This is a genomic window from Lentibacillus halophilus (genome assembly GCF_039522485.1).
GTDB classification, from domain to species: domain Bacteria; phylum Bacillota; class Bacilli; order Bacillales; family Amphibacillaceae; genus Lentibacillus; species Lentibacillus halophilus.
The window spans coordinates 29,113-45,236 of sequence record NZ_BAAADM010000038.1; the positions used below are offsets into that span (position 1 = coordinate 29,113).

At 44.6% G+C, this 16,124-nt stretch carries 16 protein-coding genes; 8 read left to right on the plus strand and 8 right to left on the minus strand.

The genetic code is table 11. From position 1 onward, the window contains the following. Positions 1-119 precede the first annotated feature (119 nt). The 4 genes from kynU (at position 120) to ABDZ72_RS07435 (ending at position 4,434) form a co-directional block, all read left to right on the plus strand. Positions 120-1,394, plus strand: a complete 1,275-nt coding sequence (gene kynU / locus ABDZ72_RS07420) for a kynureninase (protein ID WP_343752125.1) — start codon at positions 120-122, stop codon at positions 1,392-1,394. Further along, complete coding sequence (gene kynB / locus ABDZ72_RS07425; RefSeq protein WP_343752167.1) at positions 1,388-2,047, plus strand: arylformamidase; 660 nt, start codon at positions 1,388-1,390, stop codon at positions 2,045-2,047. The genes kynU and kynB overlap by 7 nt, the downstream gene beginning before the upstream one ends. Continuing rightward, on the plus strand, positions 2,031-2,873 hold the full coding sequence (gene kynA / locus ABDZ72_RS07430; protein WP_343752127.1) for a tryptophan 2,3-dioxygenase: 843 nt from the start codon (positions 2,031-2,033) through the stop codon (positions 2,871-2,873). Before kynB ends, kynA begins: the two co-directional genes overlap by 17 nt. Positions 2,874-3,090: 217 nt before the next feature. Further along, positions 3,091-4,434 (plus strand): sodium-dependent transporter, encoded by a 1,344-nt coding sequence (locus tag ABDZ72_RS07435; RefSeq protein ID WP_343752128.1) that lies wholly within the window; start codon positions 3,091-3,093, stop codon positions 4,432-4,434. Between the two features lie 179 nt (positions 4,435-4,613). On the opposite strand, the gene ABDZ72_RS07440 is transcribed toward ABDZ72_RS07435, so the two are convergent. Beyond that, entirely contained in the window at positions 4,614-5,054 is a 441-nt protein-coding gene (locus ABDZ72_RS07440; protein ID WP_343752130.1) for a hypothetical protein, read from the minus strand. 231 nt (positions 5,055-5,285) lie between these two features. Between ABDZ72_RS07440 and ABDZ72_RS07445 the strand changes: the two genes are divergently transcribed. From ABDZ72_RS07445 to ABDZ72_RS07455, 3 genes are all read left to right on the plus strand, one after another. Then, positions 5,286-5,780, plus strand: coding sequence for a YcxB family protein (locus ABDZ72_RS07445; RefSeq protein ID WP_343752131.1), 495 nt, complete (start codon positions 5,286-5,288; stop codon positions 5,778-5,780). 114 nt (positions 5,781-5,894) lie between these two features. Further along, entirely contained in the window at positions 5,895-6,368 is a 474-nt protein-coding gene (locus ABDZ72_RS07450; RefSeq protein ID WP_343752132.1) for a DUF4367 domain-containing protein, read from the plus strand. A 762-nt stretch (positions 6,369-7,130) separates the two neighbouring features. Continuing rightward, positions 7,131-8,096 (plus strand): hypothetical protein, encoded by a 966-nt coding sequence (locus ABDZ72_RS07455; protein WP_343752134.1) that lies wholly within the window; start codon positions 7,131-7,133, stop codon positions 8,094-8,096. 116 nt (positions 8,097-8,212) lie between these two features. On the opposite strand, the gene ABDZ72_RS07460 is transcribed toward ABDZ72_RS07455, so the two are convergent. The 7 genes from ABDZ72_RS07460 to ABDZ72_RS07490 form a co-directional block, all read right to left on the minus strand. Further along, complete coding sequence (locus ABDZ72_RS07460; RefSeq protein WP_343752135.1) at positions 8,213-9,784, minus strand: FMN-binding glutamate synthase family protein; 1,572 nt, start codon at positions 9,782-9,784, stop codon at positions 8,213-8,215. 27 nt (positions 9,785-9,811) lie between these two features. Then, on the minus strand, positions 9,812-9,997 hold the full coding sequence (locus ABDZ72_RS07465; RefSeq protein ID WP_343752137.1) for a hypothetical protein: 186 nt from the start codon (positions 9,995-9,997) through the stop codon (positions 9,812-9,814). Further along, on the minus strand, positions 9,994-10,650 hold the full coding sequence (locus ABDZ72_RS07470) for a cyclase family protein (RefSeq protein WP_343752139.1): 657 nt from the start codon (positions 10,648-10,650) through the stop codon (positions 9,994-9,996). The genes ABDZ72_RS07465 and ABDZ72_RS07470 overlap by 4 nt, the downstream gene beginning before the upstream one ends. A 167-nt stretch (positions 10,651-10,817) precedes the next feature. Next, a complete protein-coding gene (locus ABDZ72_RS07475; protein WP_343752169.1) occupies positions 10,818-11,786 on the minus strand; it encodes an MBL fold metallo-hydrolase in 969 nt (322 codons plus the stop codon). Positions 11,787-11,893: 107 nt separating this feature from the next. Continuing rightward, positions 11,894-13,189: a TRAP transporter large permease gene (locus tag ABDZ72_RS07480; protein WP_343752141.1), complete on the minus strand. Its 1,296-nt coding sequence runs from the start codon at positions 13,187-13,189 to the stop codon at positions 11,894-11,896. A 12-nt stretch (positions 13,190-13,201) separates the two neighbouring features. Next, positions 13,202-13,708, minus strand: coding sequence for a TRAP transporter small permease (locus ABDZ72_RS07485; RefSeq protein WP_343752143.1), 507 nt, complete (start codon positions 13,706-13,708; stop codon positions 13,202-13,204). 72 nt (positions 13,709-13,780) lie between these two features. Further along, positions 13,781-14,869, minus strand: a complete 1,089-nt coding sequence (locus tag ABDZ72_RS07490; protein WP_343752145.1) for a TRAP transporter substrate-binding protein — start codon at positions 14,867-14,869, stop codon at positions 13,781-13,783. Positions 14,870-15,257: 388 nt separating this feature from the next. Here ABDZ72_RS07490 and ABDZ72_RS07495 point away from each other — a divergent pair, with 388 nt between their 5' ends. Further along, positions 15,258-15,977, plus strand: a complete 720-nt coding sequence (locus tag ABDZ72_RS07495) for a haloacid dehalogenase type II (protein ID WP_343752170.1) — start codon at positions 15,258-15,260, stop codon at positions 15,975-15,977. Positions 15,978-16,124: the final 147 nt, after the last annotated feature.

Sequence of the window (16,124 nt, forward strand, 5' to 3'; positions counted from 1 at the left end):
CAAAATTTAATTGACACGATATCATTGACATTATATCACCCAAAAATTATACTTTAACCATACAATGAAAAATATAATCAATTCAAGCAATCTTATCAACATACAGGAAGGTGACAGACATGACAGAGACGTATACAAGGGCCCATGCGCGGGATATGGACGCTCATGATGATTTACGAATGTACCGTGATGAATTTTATCTTAACCATGAAAGCGTCTACATGGACGGGAATTCATTGGGGCTCATGTCAAAACAAGCAGAGCGGTCAACCCTTAATATACTGGAATCGTGGAAGACGCAAGGAATCAATGGCTGGACAGAAGGCAATCAGCCATGGTATTACTTATCCGAGTCGCTCGGCGAAAAAATGGCTGGGCTCGTTGGTGCTAACCATGAAGAAGTGATTGCAACGGGGTCAACCACCGTTGATTTGCATCATTTAGTGTCAACGTTTTATCAGCCAGAGGGAAAACGAACCAAGATTCTGGCTGACGCTTTAACGTTTCCGAGTGATATTTATGCGTTGAAAGCACAGCTACGGTTAAAAGGATACGATGAATCTCATTTGGTACAGGTGGAAAGCGAGGATGGTCATCTGTTAAACGAAGCCGATATTATTGATGCGATGACGGATGACATTGCGCTGATCGTGCTGCCAAGTGTTTTATACCGCAGTGGTCAAATCCTGGATATGAAACGGTTGACACAAGCCGCCCACGAACGCAACATTCCGATTGGATTTGATTTATGCCATTCCATCGGGGCCATTCCGCATGATTTGCATGATTGGAATGTTGACTTTGCCTTTTGGTGTACGTACAAACATCTTAATGGCGGACCTGGCAGTGTAGCAGGGTTGTTTTTAAATGAGAAACACTTCGGCGTCACACCGGGGCTTGCCGGATGGTTCAGCTCCGCAAAGAATAAGCAGTTTGACATGGAGCATACCTTAACGCCTGCAACGAATGCCGGGGCATTTCAAATCGGAACACCGCATCTGTTAAGTGCGGCACCATTAATCGGGGCGCTTGACTTGTTCAATGACGCTGGCATAGATCGGGTGCGCCGGAAATCGCTCGAACTAACGGACTATATGATGTCTCTAATCGATCATGAACTCGATGGCTATGGCATGGTGATTTGCAACCCGAGAAATCATGACCAGCGCGGTGGGCATGTGTATGTGGAACATCCCGAAGCAGCGCGTATTTGCAAAGCATTAAAAATGAAAAACGTCATTCCGGATTTCAGAACGCCGAGCGGTATTCGCCTGGCACCGGTCGCTTTATACAATTCCTTTGAAGATGTGTATGATTGTGTACACACACTGAAGATGATCATGGACGATGCGTTATATGAACAATTTGAAAATGTAAGGGATGTGGTATCCTGATGAGCTGTTGGATTGATATTTCACAACCAGTAAACAACCAACTCGCCCATTGGCCGGGCGATCAGCCATTTCATTATCATACTGCTTTAACGAAGGAGATGACTGGCTCGGTCAATATTGGACGAATAACAACGAGCGCACACGTTGGCACCCATACCGATGCCCCCTACCATTTTTTAGATGATGGTAAGAAAATACTGGACTTAGAGGTTGACCGTTATATCGGTCCCTGCAAAGTCATCGACATCGGTTCATTCGCTGCCATTAATGAAGAAGCTTTAAAAAGCAAAATCACTCAGCCTACCGAGCGACTCTTAATCCGGACGTCCCTGCCGAATAATCCCGAGCGTTTTCCGGACGATGTACCGCCCATAACGGCTGATGGCGCCGCTTACATGCGTTCCATCGGGGTTCATCTCGTCGGCGTCGATACCCCATCGGTCGACCCCGTTTCAAGCAAAGACATGATTGGGCATCATTCCCTGTTTGCGAATGATATTTACATCCTGGAAAATGTCATGCTCGATCATGTGGACGAGGGTGATTACGAGCTTATTGCATTGCCGTTGCCGCTTCAGGATGCGGATGGAAGTTTAGTGCGGGCAGTGATTAAACCAATAAATGGAGGAAATCGCGATGCAGAATCAACATGACGCGTTTAAAGATGAACGAGACATCCAGACCGATTTTAAAGAAAAAATGACGTATAGCGACTATTTGGGCTTGGATACATTGCTGAACAGTCATCACCCGTTAAGCAATCATCATGACGAAATGCTGTTTATTTCGGTCCATCATGTGAGTGAGATATGGATCAAACAAATATTACATGAAGTGAATTCCGCTATTCAGGATATTCGGGCGCATCGTTTGTCGACGTCGTTTAAAAAGTTAGCCCGGGTATCGGTCATTCAGGATCAACTGAAACAAGTGTGGGACGTCTTGGCGACCTTAACGCCGGCTGAGTACATGGAGTTCCGCGATTCATTGGGCAGCGCGTCGGGATTTCAGTCGTATCAGAATCGGATGCTGGAATTTGCTCTTGGGTACAAAACAGAGCATGTTCTGAAGATTTATGAACACGACCCTGAGCTGCGAGACACGTTACAGCAAGCTCATGACGCTCCGAGTATTTATGACGTTTCGATTCAAGCTCTGGCGAGAGAAGGACTTCCGATTGATGAAGATGTATTGAATCGTGATGTGCGTTTGACACACCAATCCAATGAGAGTGTTAAACAGGCTTGGTTGACGGTATACAGAAATGTTGATCAGTATTGGGAACTGTATGAGCTTGCTGAGGAGCTTATGGATATTGAGGATTTATTCCAGCAATGGCGGTTCCGACATATGAAAACCGTTGAGAGAATCATTGGATTTAAACAGGGAACAGGCGGATCCGGTGGTGTCGCCTATTTGAAAAAAGTGTTGGAACAGTACTTTTTCCCTGAACTGTGGGAACTGCGGACAGAATTATAGAGTAGGCGGCTGGGACAGCTTTAACGACGATCGCTTTGGAAACATACTACGCTTTCCAAAGTGATTGGTCATCTTTCATTACGGACAACCAGTATTTCTGGTTAAAAAATGAACAATTAAACGCGATACACCTTTAGAAGTTGTCCCAGCCACAAATCTACCACTCTATTTTCTAAATCTTTAAAATTAAAGCGGTGACATCGGAGAGGAGTCATTTATGAGTGAATCTAGAGAACAATGGTCGTCCAAATTAGGATTTATTCTATCTTCAGCTGGGGCCGCGATTGGTCTTGGTGCCATATGGAAATTTCCGTATGCTGCAGGTATGTACGGCGGAGGTGCTTTCTTAGTCATCTTTGTGCTTTTTACGTTATTCATTGGATTGCCCATGCTCATATCGGAGTTTATTATTGGTAGATCAGCTCAAAGGGAAGCGGTTTCTGCGTATGATCACCTCGCACCCAAGTCTCCCTGGCGAATCATTGGCCGCCTTGGGGTAGCAGGCTGTTTCTTATTGCTGTCGTTTTATAGTGTTGTCGGTGGCTGGGTTGTTTTGTATTCCGGAATGAGTCTGTCCGGGAATGTGATTTCAGATGGTGCGAATTATGGCCAGCTCTTTCAATCTATTATTGGAACGCCATGGTTGGCGCTTGGTGGTGTGGCATTATTTCTATTGATCAATGTCATCGTTCTTAGCTTTGGCATTAAGAAAGGCATTGAACGATCCAGTAAATATTTAATGCCGCTGCTATTTATTTTCTTCCTCGTATTGGTTGTTCGTTCCTTGACTTTAAATGGAGCGATGGAAGGCATTACCTTCTTTATGAATCCGAACTTTTCCAATATTAGCGGGGAAGGCATATTATACGCGTTGGGGCAATCCTTTTTTGCTTTGGCTGTCGGGTTCTCCTGTATGGTTACGTATAGTTCATATTTGCATAAGAAAGAGAGTATTCCAACGTCGGCGGCAAGCGTTGCCTCACTGAATATTGTTGTATCCGTTCTTGCCGGTCTGGCCATTTTTCCGGTCGTTTTTGCTTTTGGTCTGGAACCGAAAGCTGGTCCAAGTTTGTTGTTCGTCGTCTTGCCGAACGTTTTTAGTCAAATGGCGTTTGGTCCTCTGTTTTTAACACTATTTCTGTTGCTGTTTTTATTCACGACGCTTACGTCCTCATTCAGTTTGCTGGAAATTATTATATCGGCTCTGACAGCCAGTGGAAAGCATTCACGTAAAAAAGTGACGGTCATCGCCGGGATCGTCGTCTTTCTGGCCAGCATTCCGGCAACGTTATCCTTTGGGGTGCTGTCGGATGTGTCTATTGCTGGGAAATCCATTTTTGACGCTACTGATTTTCTCGTCAGTAACATTTTGTTGCCGCTTGGCTGTTTTCTCATTTCGATTTTCATTTCATTTCGAATGGATAAAGCTATCATTATCAAAGAATTTCAGTCAGGGAACAGCCTGGCACTTGGATGGTTCCGAGGATGGCGCTTCCTTATGCGCTGGATTGTGCCACTAACGATTGCCATCGTGTTTATAAATTCACTCGGGCTATTTTAAGATAGCTTATCCCCCATAGCAACGTAAGTGCCTGGCACCCACACAATTCTGAATCGTTCATGTGCCAGGCACCTCATGTATATTTGCGGCAATCAGGACCATTTGTATAAATGTGGCCCAAAATGCCCGCAGCGTTGATGTACGTCAATTTTTCTGAAAATATGGAAGGGATTTGGGGCTTATTTTTTATAATTCCAGAGCACTTTCCATTCGCCTTTCACATCGGTCACAAACACATTTTGCGTTAAAGAGAAATTGCCGTACTTCCCTTTAAAGACTTGTGTGACGGGCACTTGATAAACGGTATCAATGCTGTCTGTATCATTGTCAATGGCCCAGCCCTCGCGTTTCGTCGCTTCCCCAACCGAAAAGGAAAAGGTCTTCACACCAAAATGCCCCATGAATACATGCGCACGGTCCTGTATATAGTCGACTTTAGCAAATTTATCTTTCATCAATGGGTGAAACATCTCCCACGAATCCGAAAAATTCGCATTCTGTTCATACGAATAAAAGGTCGCAACCACTTCAGCTGCTTGTTTTTCGTTTGATTGATGAAAAAACAGAAACAATCCAGCACCGCCGATTAACACGACAAGGATGACAGCTATTTTACGCATCAAACCCCTCCCGCCCATCACTACTATCATCCTATTATTCAAAAAGAAAAATCAGTACTAACATAAGTGCCAGGCACCTTAACAATTCTGAATAGTTTATGTGCCTGGCACCTTATATTTTTATGTTAAAATAAGTGTTAAGCACGATATATCGAATGACACTTTGCACTTATTTATGTGGCTATGGGGACAGTTGTTGAATAATGAGTAATAGCAAGGAGTAGAATCACTTTGAACGACCATCATACAGTAACATACACACTTACAGAACAAGAGTATAAAAAAGCTAGAAAAGTATTTCGTACTCAATCGGAAAAAATATCACGAGTGGCTGTTCTTATTCTTTTTCTTGTAATGCTTTTTTTATTTTCCGTCGAGGACCAAACCGGCAAGATAATAGTTGGTATTTTAATCCTTATTATGTTGTCATATTTAATCTTTGTTTGGCTTAACAACGTCGGGTATATGAGTTATGCTTTACGATCTTCCACTGCGACGATTACCTCGAGAGGCATAAACATTAAAAATAAAGATTCCGAGTTCACAATAGAATGGAAATACATAGAAAAGATTACGAGGAATAAGGATTTCATTCATTTTTTAATACCGAAAAAGAAACCTAGAAAAGACATTATTATTCCGAAACGAGCGTTTACCGATACCTCGGAAGCAGAAGAATTTTTCAATGATGCGACGCAATGGGGACTGTCCCCAACCTCAAAATAATTCTGAATAGTTTATGTGCCTGGCACCTGGGCGCAGCTGTTTAATAAATGCTGTGCCTGAATGGAGCCAGATTGTAAAATAACATTATCATTCTTTATGAAACGGAGGGAGAGTTTGAAGAAAGCTATTTATATAGTAATGATGTTTATATTTATCTTGGTCGGATGTAGTGATGAATCAGGTTCAAAAGACCTTATAGAATATAATAAAGAAAAAGTTATTAGCTCTTTGAGTAAATTGGAGTTCAATCCGAAAATCCCACATTTACTCTCATTTGAACCAACAGAAACGAACGTAGAAGTGAAGGAATTGGGTAGATTGGAAACTAATTATCTCACAGTTACATTTGTAAACGACAATCAAGAAGAGATAACTTTCCGGGCAGGAACAACGGAAAATGCAATTGATTTTACAGAAGAAAAGGTTAACATAACGGATAACTTGGTAGGAAGGTACGGTAAAAAAGATAAAATCAAAATTCTGAAGTGGGATGAAGATAATAGTTATTACGACCTTCTAGTTGATAGCGACTCTACCTCAAAAAAAGAAATACTAAAAATAGCCAAAAGTTTTTATCGAATCAACTAATCTGCCCTTCTTGGCTATGGGGACAGACCCCGACCGCCGTAAATGGAGGTTTCATATATGAAAGGGTTTATAATATTATGTTTAGGAATTCTAACTTTACTAGCTTCTATTATTTTTTTATACATTAGTTACCAACCTAAAGTTGGGCCGATAGGTAATGGACCTAATTATACACAAATATGGATTACATTTAGTGCTATATTTTTAAGTGGACTGCTTGGAATCTTTAGAGCTGTTCAAGAATTTATGAAAAAATAACCAAGACATTGCTAATGCAAGTGCCAGGCACACAAACAATTCAGAATAGTCTATGTGCCTGGCACCTAGCCATACTGTCAAACCAGAAAAAATAACCACCCATAGGCCTGACAAGCATAATGGGTAGTTATTTTTTAAAACACCTGTAATGTGAGCCGCCCCTTGAAGGGCTGTTGTACATGACCGTTAGTGTATCTACACTAGCGGTTTCTTTTATTTTATGAGTCTTCTAATTATATTATACCCAATATCAGGCGAAATGAAAACTGTAAATTGATACAAGTTTTCGGCATACCCCAGATAATGGAAACCCGACGGGACTTAGATCCGATGAGTTCCAAAACTGCTTTGAATATTTCTCATCTATCTTTTCAACGATTACCATCAATGCTTCTTTGAGAACTATATGTATCGTCATGTTATAGGTGCGATTTTACTCAATGGCATGTATAAAATATAAAACATTTCATATTATATATGGATGAATTTCTCAGGAGGGTGTCTATGAAAAAAATTGTATTTGGCATTTCGTTATTGATACTTTTAACGATTGGCTCGGCATTGGTTTTTATACCATCAGCAGCTACTGAAGAGGAAAAAGGTAATATTTTTTCCAGTCAACATATTGATGATGCTGGAGTGAGACAGGCTGTTAAATCAGAAGAAGGGCAAGTGCTTGATCAAAGCTACTACGATAAAGAGCATGACATAAACGTAAAATTTAAGAGAGTCTTAACCGATGATAAAGAAACAAAGCTCCTGTTGACCTATCATAGTGAAGAGACAAATTTAAAGAATTATTCTATTGACCTTTGGGAAGGTGTCAGTAAGCTTCATTTAATTGTCGGTGATGAAAAGAAATCATTAGAAAATGTGGGATGGGGAAGCCGATATTACAGCAAAACAGAAAACAAAGTATATGATGCCTTATCTTTTGAATCAATAGAAGAATATGAGGGACAAAACATTCGTTTAAAGATTGAAGATTTGACTATCTGGAAAAACAAAGGAGATAGCAGTGTACAGACAACTTGGCCGTTAGAATTCAAGCTTAAACCATCTGCCACCTTCGACAGAGAAACAGTCAAAGTCAATAAAGAATTCAGTTTTAAAGGTGAAACATACACCATTAAGCAGGCTGAGTTTTCTGCCTTGGAAACAAGGGTCGTTGTTACTGGGTCCGACATTAAACTATATACGGATGAAAGTGGAATGAAATATGAAAAAAGAAGTAAGCTGGAAAAACGATTCATGAATCCTAGAAATTCAGGTGATGAATATGGATACAGAGCTAATAAGAAAAAAACCGGCGTATTTTTAAGATCAGCTGGGAAGAAGGTTGTGCCAATCTATAGTAAGGAAGAGGTACATGACCCAGATAATTATGTGATGGTTTTTGCCCCAGTAAAAGACCGTCAAAATTGTATGCTCGAAGTCGGTGAGGATATTAAAATTCCTTTAACTAAGTAGAGGGCATGGTTCCCCACCTTGATGCAAGTGCCAGTCACGCAAACAATTCTGAATAGTTTATGTGCCAGGCACCTTATACAACCGGGCTATCCTTGCGCCCGGTTGTTCCTTTATGATTAACTTGGCTGCTTCCCTGATTGGGAGAATTCATTGAATGATGAGCGATAAACGAGATGGTCCCGATTCAGTTTCGTTGGACTGTCCAGCCCCGCGATAGCGGCAAGGTCAAATAGGTCGTGTCGCAGTGTTATCAAGTAATTCGCTACCCGGTATTTCTTTTCATCGATATTCAAGGCTTTCTGCAAGTTTTCATCCGTCGTTGCGACACCGGCTGGGCATGTGTTGGTATGGCATACTTGCGCCATGATGCAGCCGGTTGAGATCATGAAGCCTCGGGCGATGTTGATCAAATCGGCCCCCAGGCAGAGCGCCATCGCTATCTTGTCCGGTGTCAGCAGCTTACCGGACGCGATGATTTTCGTCCGATCCCGCAGTCCGTATTGCTTGAGGGTGTCATCCACTAACGGAATCGCGGAAAACGACGGCAGTCCGACCGAATACGCGAGGGCATAATACGACGCACCGGTTCCGCCTTCCCCGCCGTCAACGGTGATAAAATCAGGAACGATGTCCGTTTCCGCCATAGCTTTGATAAACTGCGCCACCTGCTGTTCGTCACCGGCGACCATTTTGATGCCCACTGGCTTTTGGCCGACATCCCGTAATTGGTCCACAAACGCAAGCAGTTGCTCCGGTCCGTCAATGCCTGGAAACCGATTCGGGCTGTTAATATCTTCCCCCGGTTCGACGTTGCGTATCTCGGCGATTTCTTCGGTCACTTTATTGCCGCTCACGTGCCCGCCCCGTGTTTTCGACCCCTGGGCGAGTTTTAATTCGAAGGCTTTGATGGGCTCGGTATCGGCTTGTTTTTTAAAGGCTTCCCATGAAAAATGGCCCGCTTTATTACGCACGCCGAACAGACCGGGGCTGATTTGCATCATGAGATCGGTATTTCCTTTTAAATGGTACGGCGACACGCTTCCTTCGCCGGTATTCATCCAGGTGCCCCCGGCCATGCCGAGCCCCTGGGACAGCGCTGTTATCGCATGGTCGCCCAACGAGCCATAGCTCATAGCTGATTGGCCGATCAACCCTTTTAACCGAAATGGGTGACGCACGGTATGCTCACCCAAAACCACCTGATCATCCTCGTGAAGGTAGGATGGGTTTATATCGGTAGCCTTGCTTTTTTCTTTACGGCTGAATAGATTTTCCTCATTAATCTCATAAACGCGTGTATTCACTGTCGGGGATTGATCGATCTTTAGTTCTTCCGTTTGGGATGGAAACATATGATTGACTAAATACAAACCGTCTTCGTCAAAGTTCCGTTTCGCTCCATATCCCATGATGCTGCTATTGTACTTCCCCGCTTTGACGACAAACTCAAATTCATCCCGATTAAACGGCTTGCCTTCCTGATCATTTAAAAATAAATACTGCCTGAGTTCCGGCCCCATTTTTTCTAAAATATAGCGCATCCGACCGATAATCGGATAATTTTGCAAGATCGCGTGTTGCTCCCGTGTTTTATCCTGAAAATAAAGCCACACCAACACGGCAGCCGGCACTAGAATGACGAGCGCCAAAAGAAAAATAAATCCAATCACAAACCATTGTCCTACCATATGTATCACACCTCTTCTAACAAACAGCTATCTGGGCGAACAGCTGTTTAGAATCATTCCGTGTTCCCGATCGTTTTGGGCCCAGCTCCCGATCGATTCCGCCTCGCTCTCGATCGATTTGGCAGCCGATATCCCATTAATCGTTATGCTACTTCGCCCGGCATGATGCGTATCGTTTCGGTTTTTGTCTCTTGCCGCTCCGAAACGTCTCAACGACACGATCCTTCCATGGCAACCGCGCGGACGGGTGAGCCATCGCCACCTGGCAGTTTCAGCGGCAACACCGAAATCATCGGGTTGGCAACATCAACGTGCTCCAGGTTGGTCAGATTTTCAATCAGGACGCCTTCGCGCCCCAGTATTTCATCATGGACGGAAAAATCGTCGCTCCCGGTTTGATCCGGATTCAACGCATCGATTCCGATCACGCGGACGCCTTGATCCCGCAGTGCCCGTGCTGTGTCGCGATGGATATAAGGATGGCGCTCATACTTGTCCGTACCGGCGTATTGCGCCCATCCGGTATGAAACAGCGCGATGTCGCCGGGTTTGGCCTTTTCGATATAGGCTTGTGTATCAGCGAGCGTGATCGGCTCTCGTTCGTTTTTCCCCTGTACAGGGATAATCAAACCGGATCCGATGAACAAATGCAGATCGAGCTGATCCATGCGGGCCCCATCCTTGAAAAAGTGGTACGGTGCATCCACATGCGTGCCCGTGTGGGAAGCGATATGGAGATGGTGCACACTGCAGCCATCCTCGTCCAGTGTCGCCGCCGGGTAAATGTGCGGTGTTGGGTCGCCGGGGAAAACGGGCGTTTGATTGGTCAAATCCATGGTTAAGTCAATAATGCGGTTGGGTTGCACATGTCTTACCTCCTTTTGAATGTGGTGGACGGAAACGAGGGGGCACATCCTCTTGATCAAACGTTTGATTAAGTCAACTAAGCGCCAGTCTGACAACAATCCGTGCCATTTGTTCAATATATTTCATGCATCGCTAAAACCCTATTCATAACAGCCAAAACGATGGTTCATGACAGTGAATAAACCCATTCTGCATCGACTTTTCGTTTGGTGACGCGCTGATGCGTTTCCAACCTGTCCAAGTGTCCGGCGATTTCCGAGATCACGAGTGAAAATTCCCGGTCATAAGCTTTTTCATAAAACGCCCGGGCCAGCGTATCGGCCGTACATGGTTGTCGTTTGCCAATCAACGTCCGGATTTTTTCGGATTTTCTGTCTATACCACGCAACCGTCTTTCGATTAAGGCGATCGGGTTTTCCACAACGCCGCCATGACCGGTATAAGCTGTTTGCAGCGCATAGTCGGTGCATTTTTTCAAGGAATGCTCATACTCCAGCAATGCATGCTGTTTATTGCCTGCTGTATCGGGTTCCATCATGGCGTTGCTGGATATGTGACCCAATATGTGATCGCCTGCAAACACATCGCCGCTTTCCCGGTGACATAAGACGATATGGTCCGGCCAATGCCCAGGGGTTTCGATCACTTCAAACCCATCGATCACATCTCCCTCTTGCAGCGGGGAGATATCAGTGTTTAAGGCTTGGGATTCCTTTTCATTCGCTCGTTGCCTCAGGAGGGCCACGTGCTCTCTTCCCCGTTCCCGGCATCCCATTTCTTCATAAAATTGGTCAAAAAAGGCCAGCCGATGATGCAAATAGGCCCATTCCCTGTTCAACCGAGGGGCGGCATTTTTATGGGCATAAACGGGGATGTCGTGTTCACTTAATAAATGATGAACGATGCCTGTGTGATCGTCATGACTATGCGTTAAAATAATTTTATCAATATCTGCCGCTTCAAAGCCATTAGCGTTCATAACCTGATTGAAATGGGCCCAACATGATTTCGAGTTCAAGCCCGCGTCGATTAATATCAATGCCCCGTCGCTTTCAACCACATAAAAATTGAACGATTGCAGGATGGTGGATGTGGGAACGATGACCGGGTGTATCCTTGGTCCTTGATGGGTCATGGCTATCAACAGTCCTTCTTCCATGGATTTGAATTATTTTCATGTGCCCTACTAATACCAGTATAGTAGAAATGATGGTTCCCTTCCACTTTCCTGCAATGGGTCTTTTATCCATGCTCCCCTGTTCCGCCGATCACGTCGGGCAGGAACATAATTAACGGGTCGGCAAATGTAAAGATAAATAATAATAGAATAAGCGTAATGGTAAACGGTAACGTTGATTTGGCCACTTTTTCGAGTGACAGTCCGCTGATGGCACTTGCCACGTTCAAATTATCGCCCACAGGTGGTGTCAAGAAGCCAATCTCCGCTGCTAAAATCATGACGATACCGAAATGGACAGGATGCATGCCGAGTTCCGTTACAACCGGCAGTAAGATCGGTGCCAATAGAATAATAGCCGCTATGGTTTCCATAAACATGCCGATGAATACGAGAAGCAGAACAATAACGCTGAGGATCACCCACGACCCGACCGGCAAGGACACAAGAAATTCCGCTATTTTGGCCGGAATGCGCTCAATCGTGAGAATCCGCCCATACGTGGAGGCAGTCGCAATAATAATCAGGATAATACCGGAAATGAGCGTCGTTCGTTTAAATATATCAATCGTATCTGTCCATTTAATTTCTCGGTAAAATAAACTCAAAATGGCGCTGTACGCCACCGCCACGCCTGCCGCTTCGGTCGGTGTGAAAACGCCTCCATAAATACCGCCGAGAACAACCATCGGCATGATCAACGTCCATTTGGCGTTATTTAAGTAGGTCCATCGGTCGCGCCACGTTACATGTGTCGCTGCCCCGCCATAGTGATTCTTTTTCGAAATGCCATAACTGATCACCCAAAGAGCGATCGCAATCAATAGTCCGGGAACAACACCCGCAATAAACAAATCACCAATGGACGTATTCGTCGTAATGCCGTAGATGATTAACGGGATGCTTGGCGGGATAATAATGCCAAGCGTGCCGGCCGATGCTACAATACCTGCGCTGAAGCCTTTCTCATAATGTTCGTTCACCATGGCGGGCACCATAATGCCCCCAATCGCCGCTACCGTTGCAGGACCGGAGCCGCTTAAGGCAGCGAACACCGTACATGAAAGAATGGTCACACCAGCAAGGCCGCCAACATGATGGCCGACAAATGATTTCGCTAAATCAATCAAACGTCGGGACAGACCGCCATACTCCATAATGATCCCCGCAAATATAAATAATGGCACGGCCATCAAGGCGTAATTATCAACGGTGGTAAACATTCCCTGCGCTATAAAATTAAGAGGGATTTTGTCCGTTGCCACTAACGTCAATACCGATGACAGACCAAGCGCAAATGCCACAGGGACGCTTAAAACCATAAACAAAATAAAACTACCAAATAAAACGAGTGTAGCCACGACATCTCCCCCCTACTTCCTGTTATTTAACGCGACTGTTTTTAGCGCATTCACATCCCGGATAATATGCTGAACAACCCGGAACGTCATTAAAAATGAACCAATGGGAATGCCTATATAGACCATGTACATAGGTAATTGATTCGCCGGTGACACTTGCCCGGTATGGTATTGATTAAGTACCAATTGAATGCTGAAATAATCCAAAAAGATCAAAAAACTGATCCAAATGATTAACGCCAGAATCTTTAACAGTTGACTGAACATGGGTGAGGCTTTGTGGAGCAATGTGACTAAAAAACTGAATTTAACGTGGCGCTGATAACGCACCGCATACGCAGCGCTCGTATAAATAAACCAGACAAACGCGTACCTGGATAATTCCTCCGACCATATCAAAGATTCGTTAAACACGTACCGCATGATAACTTGTACGATACATAATAAGGAAAAGAAAACCAATAACGCCGCCGATAAATAAGTTTCGATATGGTCATCCAGGTGTTTATAAAGTTTCATGTCGGTCACCTCCCACCAATGGAAAACAACGCACCCAAGTTACGAAAGGCATCCTTGGGTGCGACATCGTTTTTATTGTATCGCGTTCAATATCTTGTCATTGCCTGCTGCCTCAAGCAGGTCAATGAGTGTGTCCTTATTCACCTCATCCGCATATTCTTTATAAAATGGAAGGGTTGCATCGATCCAAGCTTGGCGTTCCTCGTCTGATAACTCTCTGATCTTTGTCCCTTCGTCTTTCAATTTCGTGCGCAGCTCTTCATCCAGATCGCTGTTCAAGTCTCGTAAATGCGCAATCGCTTCATCCAATGACGACTGAATGATGTCCTGATCCTTTTCGGAAAGGCTGTTAAAAAACTCTTGGTTGACAATGACAATCTCCGGGTCAAAAATATGCTTGGTTAACGTGATATATGGTGCCGGTTCATAAAAATTACTCGTATACGTTAATTGAAGCGGATTTTCCTGAGCATCCACGACACCTTGGGACAACCCGTTAAACACTTCGGTGAAGGCCATTGGCGTCGGGTTGGCACCCAACTCTTCCCAAAATGCAATATGCATGGGCACTTCCATGGTACGCAGCTTCTTTCCTTCCATTTCTTCCGGCTTAACCACCTGCTCTTCCGTTGTGTTCAAATGGCGCCACCCGTTTTCACTGTAACCGAGTCCCTTGATACCGCTTTCTTCCAAGCCATCCAATAATTGTTGACCGACCTCTCCGTCAAGGACGTCGTATACCGTTTCCCGATCTTTAAAAATAAATGGAAAGTCGAATACTTCCAACGCAGACGAGAAGTTGGCCAATACCCCGACAGATGGGGAAGAAATTTGGATATCGCCAGCCTGTGTACTCTCAACCATTTCCCGTTCGCCGCCCAGTTGCCCATCCGGATAAATTTCCATCGTAATACGGCCGTCGGATTTTTCTTCAACGAGTTCCTTGAATTTCTCATACATATCCTGTTGCGTCGCTTCCGGGGAAACAACGTGCGCCGCTATAATATTGATTTCTTCGCCACCACTGTTGCCATTCCCTTCGCCTTCCGAGCCCCCTGAGCCTTCTGAGCCACCACCGCCAGATGATTCATCACTTCCGCAAGCCGCCAATGCCATCATGAATCCAATGGCTAATAACCCCAACATGTACCGTTTTAACATGTCTCAAACCCCCTTAAATGGAATACCTCATGCCAGAACAAGCGTCGGATCGATGTTCCACACGTCTGGACGCACAGTCAACGTGCGCCGTCTCCTCCCCCCTTTTTTGGTATTAATCGTTCTAAATAGCGTGTATTTGGGATCGACGGTTGCAGAGATGATTGTTCGAACTGTCGATTGTCGACATTATAACGATGACGTATTTTTGCTTCTTATTTGTTGTTAAACTCTATGATTAAAAACGCACGGTTATGCATAAGCACAACCCATTTGCATGGAGGATTTTGCCATTGGGGTGACGGGGGGATCGTTGACATGGGTCATGAAGCCATTCTAAACTGATGGAAAGCTTTTAATCTATGACCAATAAGGAGACGAGACGTCATTGATGACAGAAAAACCGATTCGTGCCGTTTTGTTTGATGTGTTTGGCACCGTTGTGGATTATCGTGAAAGCATTATTCGAGAAGGACACAAGTGGAATAAGCAAAAAGGTGTCACTATCGATTGGCCGTCTCTTGCCGATGATTGGCGCGGTGCCTGTCAACCGACCATCGACCGGATGTTAAATGGGGAAAAGGAATGGAAACCGTTTGATGCATTACACCGTGAAGAATTGAATCGCCTGTCTTCGCGTTATGATTTATCCTGCTTCAGCGAGGACGAATTGAGGGTGCTGAACGACGTGTGGCAGCGCTTGGAGCCGTGGGGAGACAGTGTCACTGGCCTTGAACGCTTAAAGTCTCAGTTTATTATTGCCCCTTTATCGAATGGAAATGTGTCGCTTTTAACCCATATGGCGAAACACGCCGGACTGCCGTGGGATCTCATTTTATCGCCGGAGTTTATCAAAAGCTATAAACCGGATCCGGCCGTGTTTCAAATGGCGTATCATTATTTGGGGTTGGATCCTGACGAAATCGTGATGGCAGCAGCGCACCCGTCTGATCTTCAGGCAGCAGCGGAACAGGGCATGAAAACGGCGTATATTTGCCGACCGCTGGAACACGGGATGAACCAGATAACGGAAACGGTAACGCCGGAAGACGACTGCGATTACATGGCGCGGGATATTGTGGATTTAGCCAACCAGCTCATTGACTCGTAACAACACCCACCAAACGTGCCGCCCACGTCATTAAGCATAAAAGGGGCTGGGACATAACTAAAACGTTAGACACTATATACGAACGATTGTCCAAGTAATTTACTACAATGTTGGGATACGTTTTAACCATCGCTGCGGAAAAATACT

Coding starts and splice junctions, on each gene's coding strand:
- ABDZ72_RS07440 (WP_343752130.1), bottom strand. CDS start 5,054: ATGCGTAAAATAGCTGTCATCCTTGTCGTGTTAATCGGCGGTGCTGGA.
- ABDZ72_RS07460 (WP_343752135.1), bottom strand. CDS start 9,784: ATGGTAGGACAATGGTTTGTGATTGGATTTATTTTTCTTTTGGCGCTC.
- ABDZ72_RS07495 (WP_343752170.1), top strand. CDS start 15,258: ATGACAGAAAAACCGATTCGTGCCGTTTTGTTTGATGTGTTTGGCACC.
- ABDZ72_RS07490 (WP_343752145.1), bottom strand. CDS start 14,869: ATGTTAAAACGGTACATGTTGGGGTTATTAGCCATTGGATTCATGATG.
- ABDZ72_RS07455 (WP_343752134.1), top strand. CDS start 7,131: ATGAAAAAAATTGTATTTGGCATTTCGTTATTGATACTTTTAACGATT.
- ABDZ72_RS07485 (WP_343752143.1), bottom strand. CDS start 13,708: ATGAAACTTTATAAACACCTGGATGACCATATCGAAACTTATTTATCG.
- ABDZ72_RS07435 (WP_343752128.1), top strand. CDS start 3,091: ATGAGTGAATCTAGAGAACAATGGTCGTCCAAATTAGGATTTATTCTA.
- kynU (WP_343752125.1), top strand. CDS start 120: ATGACAGAGACGTATACAAGGGCCCATGCGCGGGATATGGACGCTCAT.
- kynA (WP_343752127.1), top strand. CDS start 2,031: ATGCAGAATCAACATGACGCGTTTAAAGATGAACGAGACATCCAGACC.
- ABDZ72_RS07475 (WP_343752169.1), bottom strand. CDS start 11,786: ATGACCCATCAAGGACCAAGGATACACCCGGTCATCGTTCCCACATCC.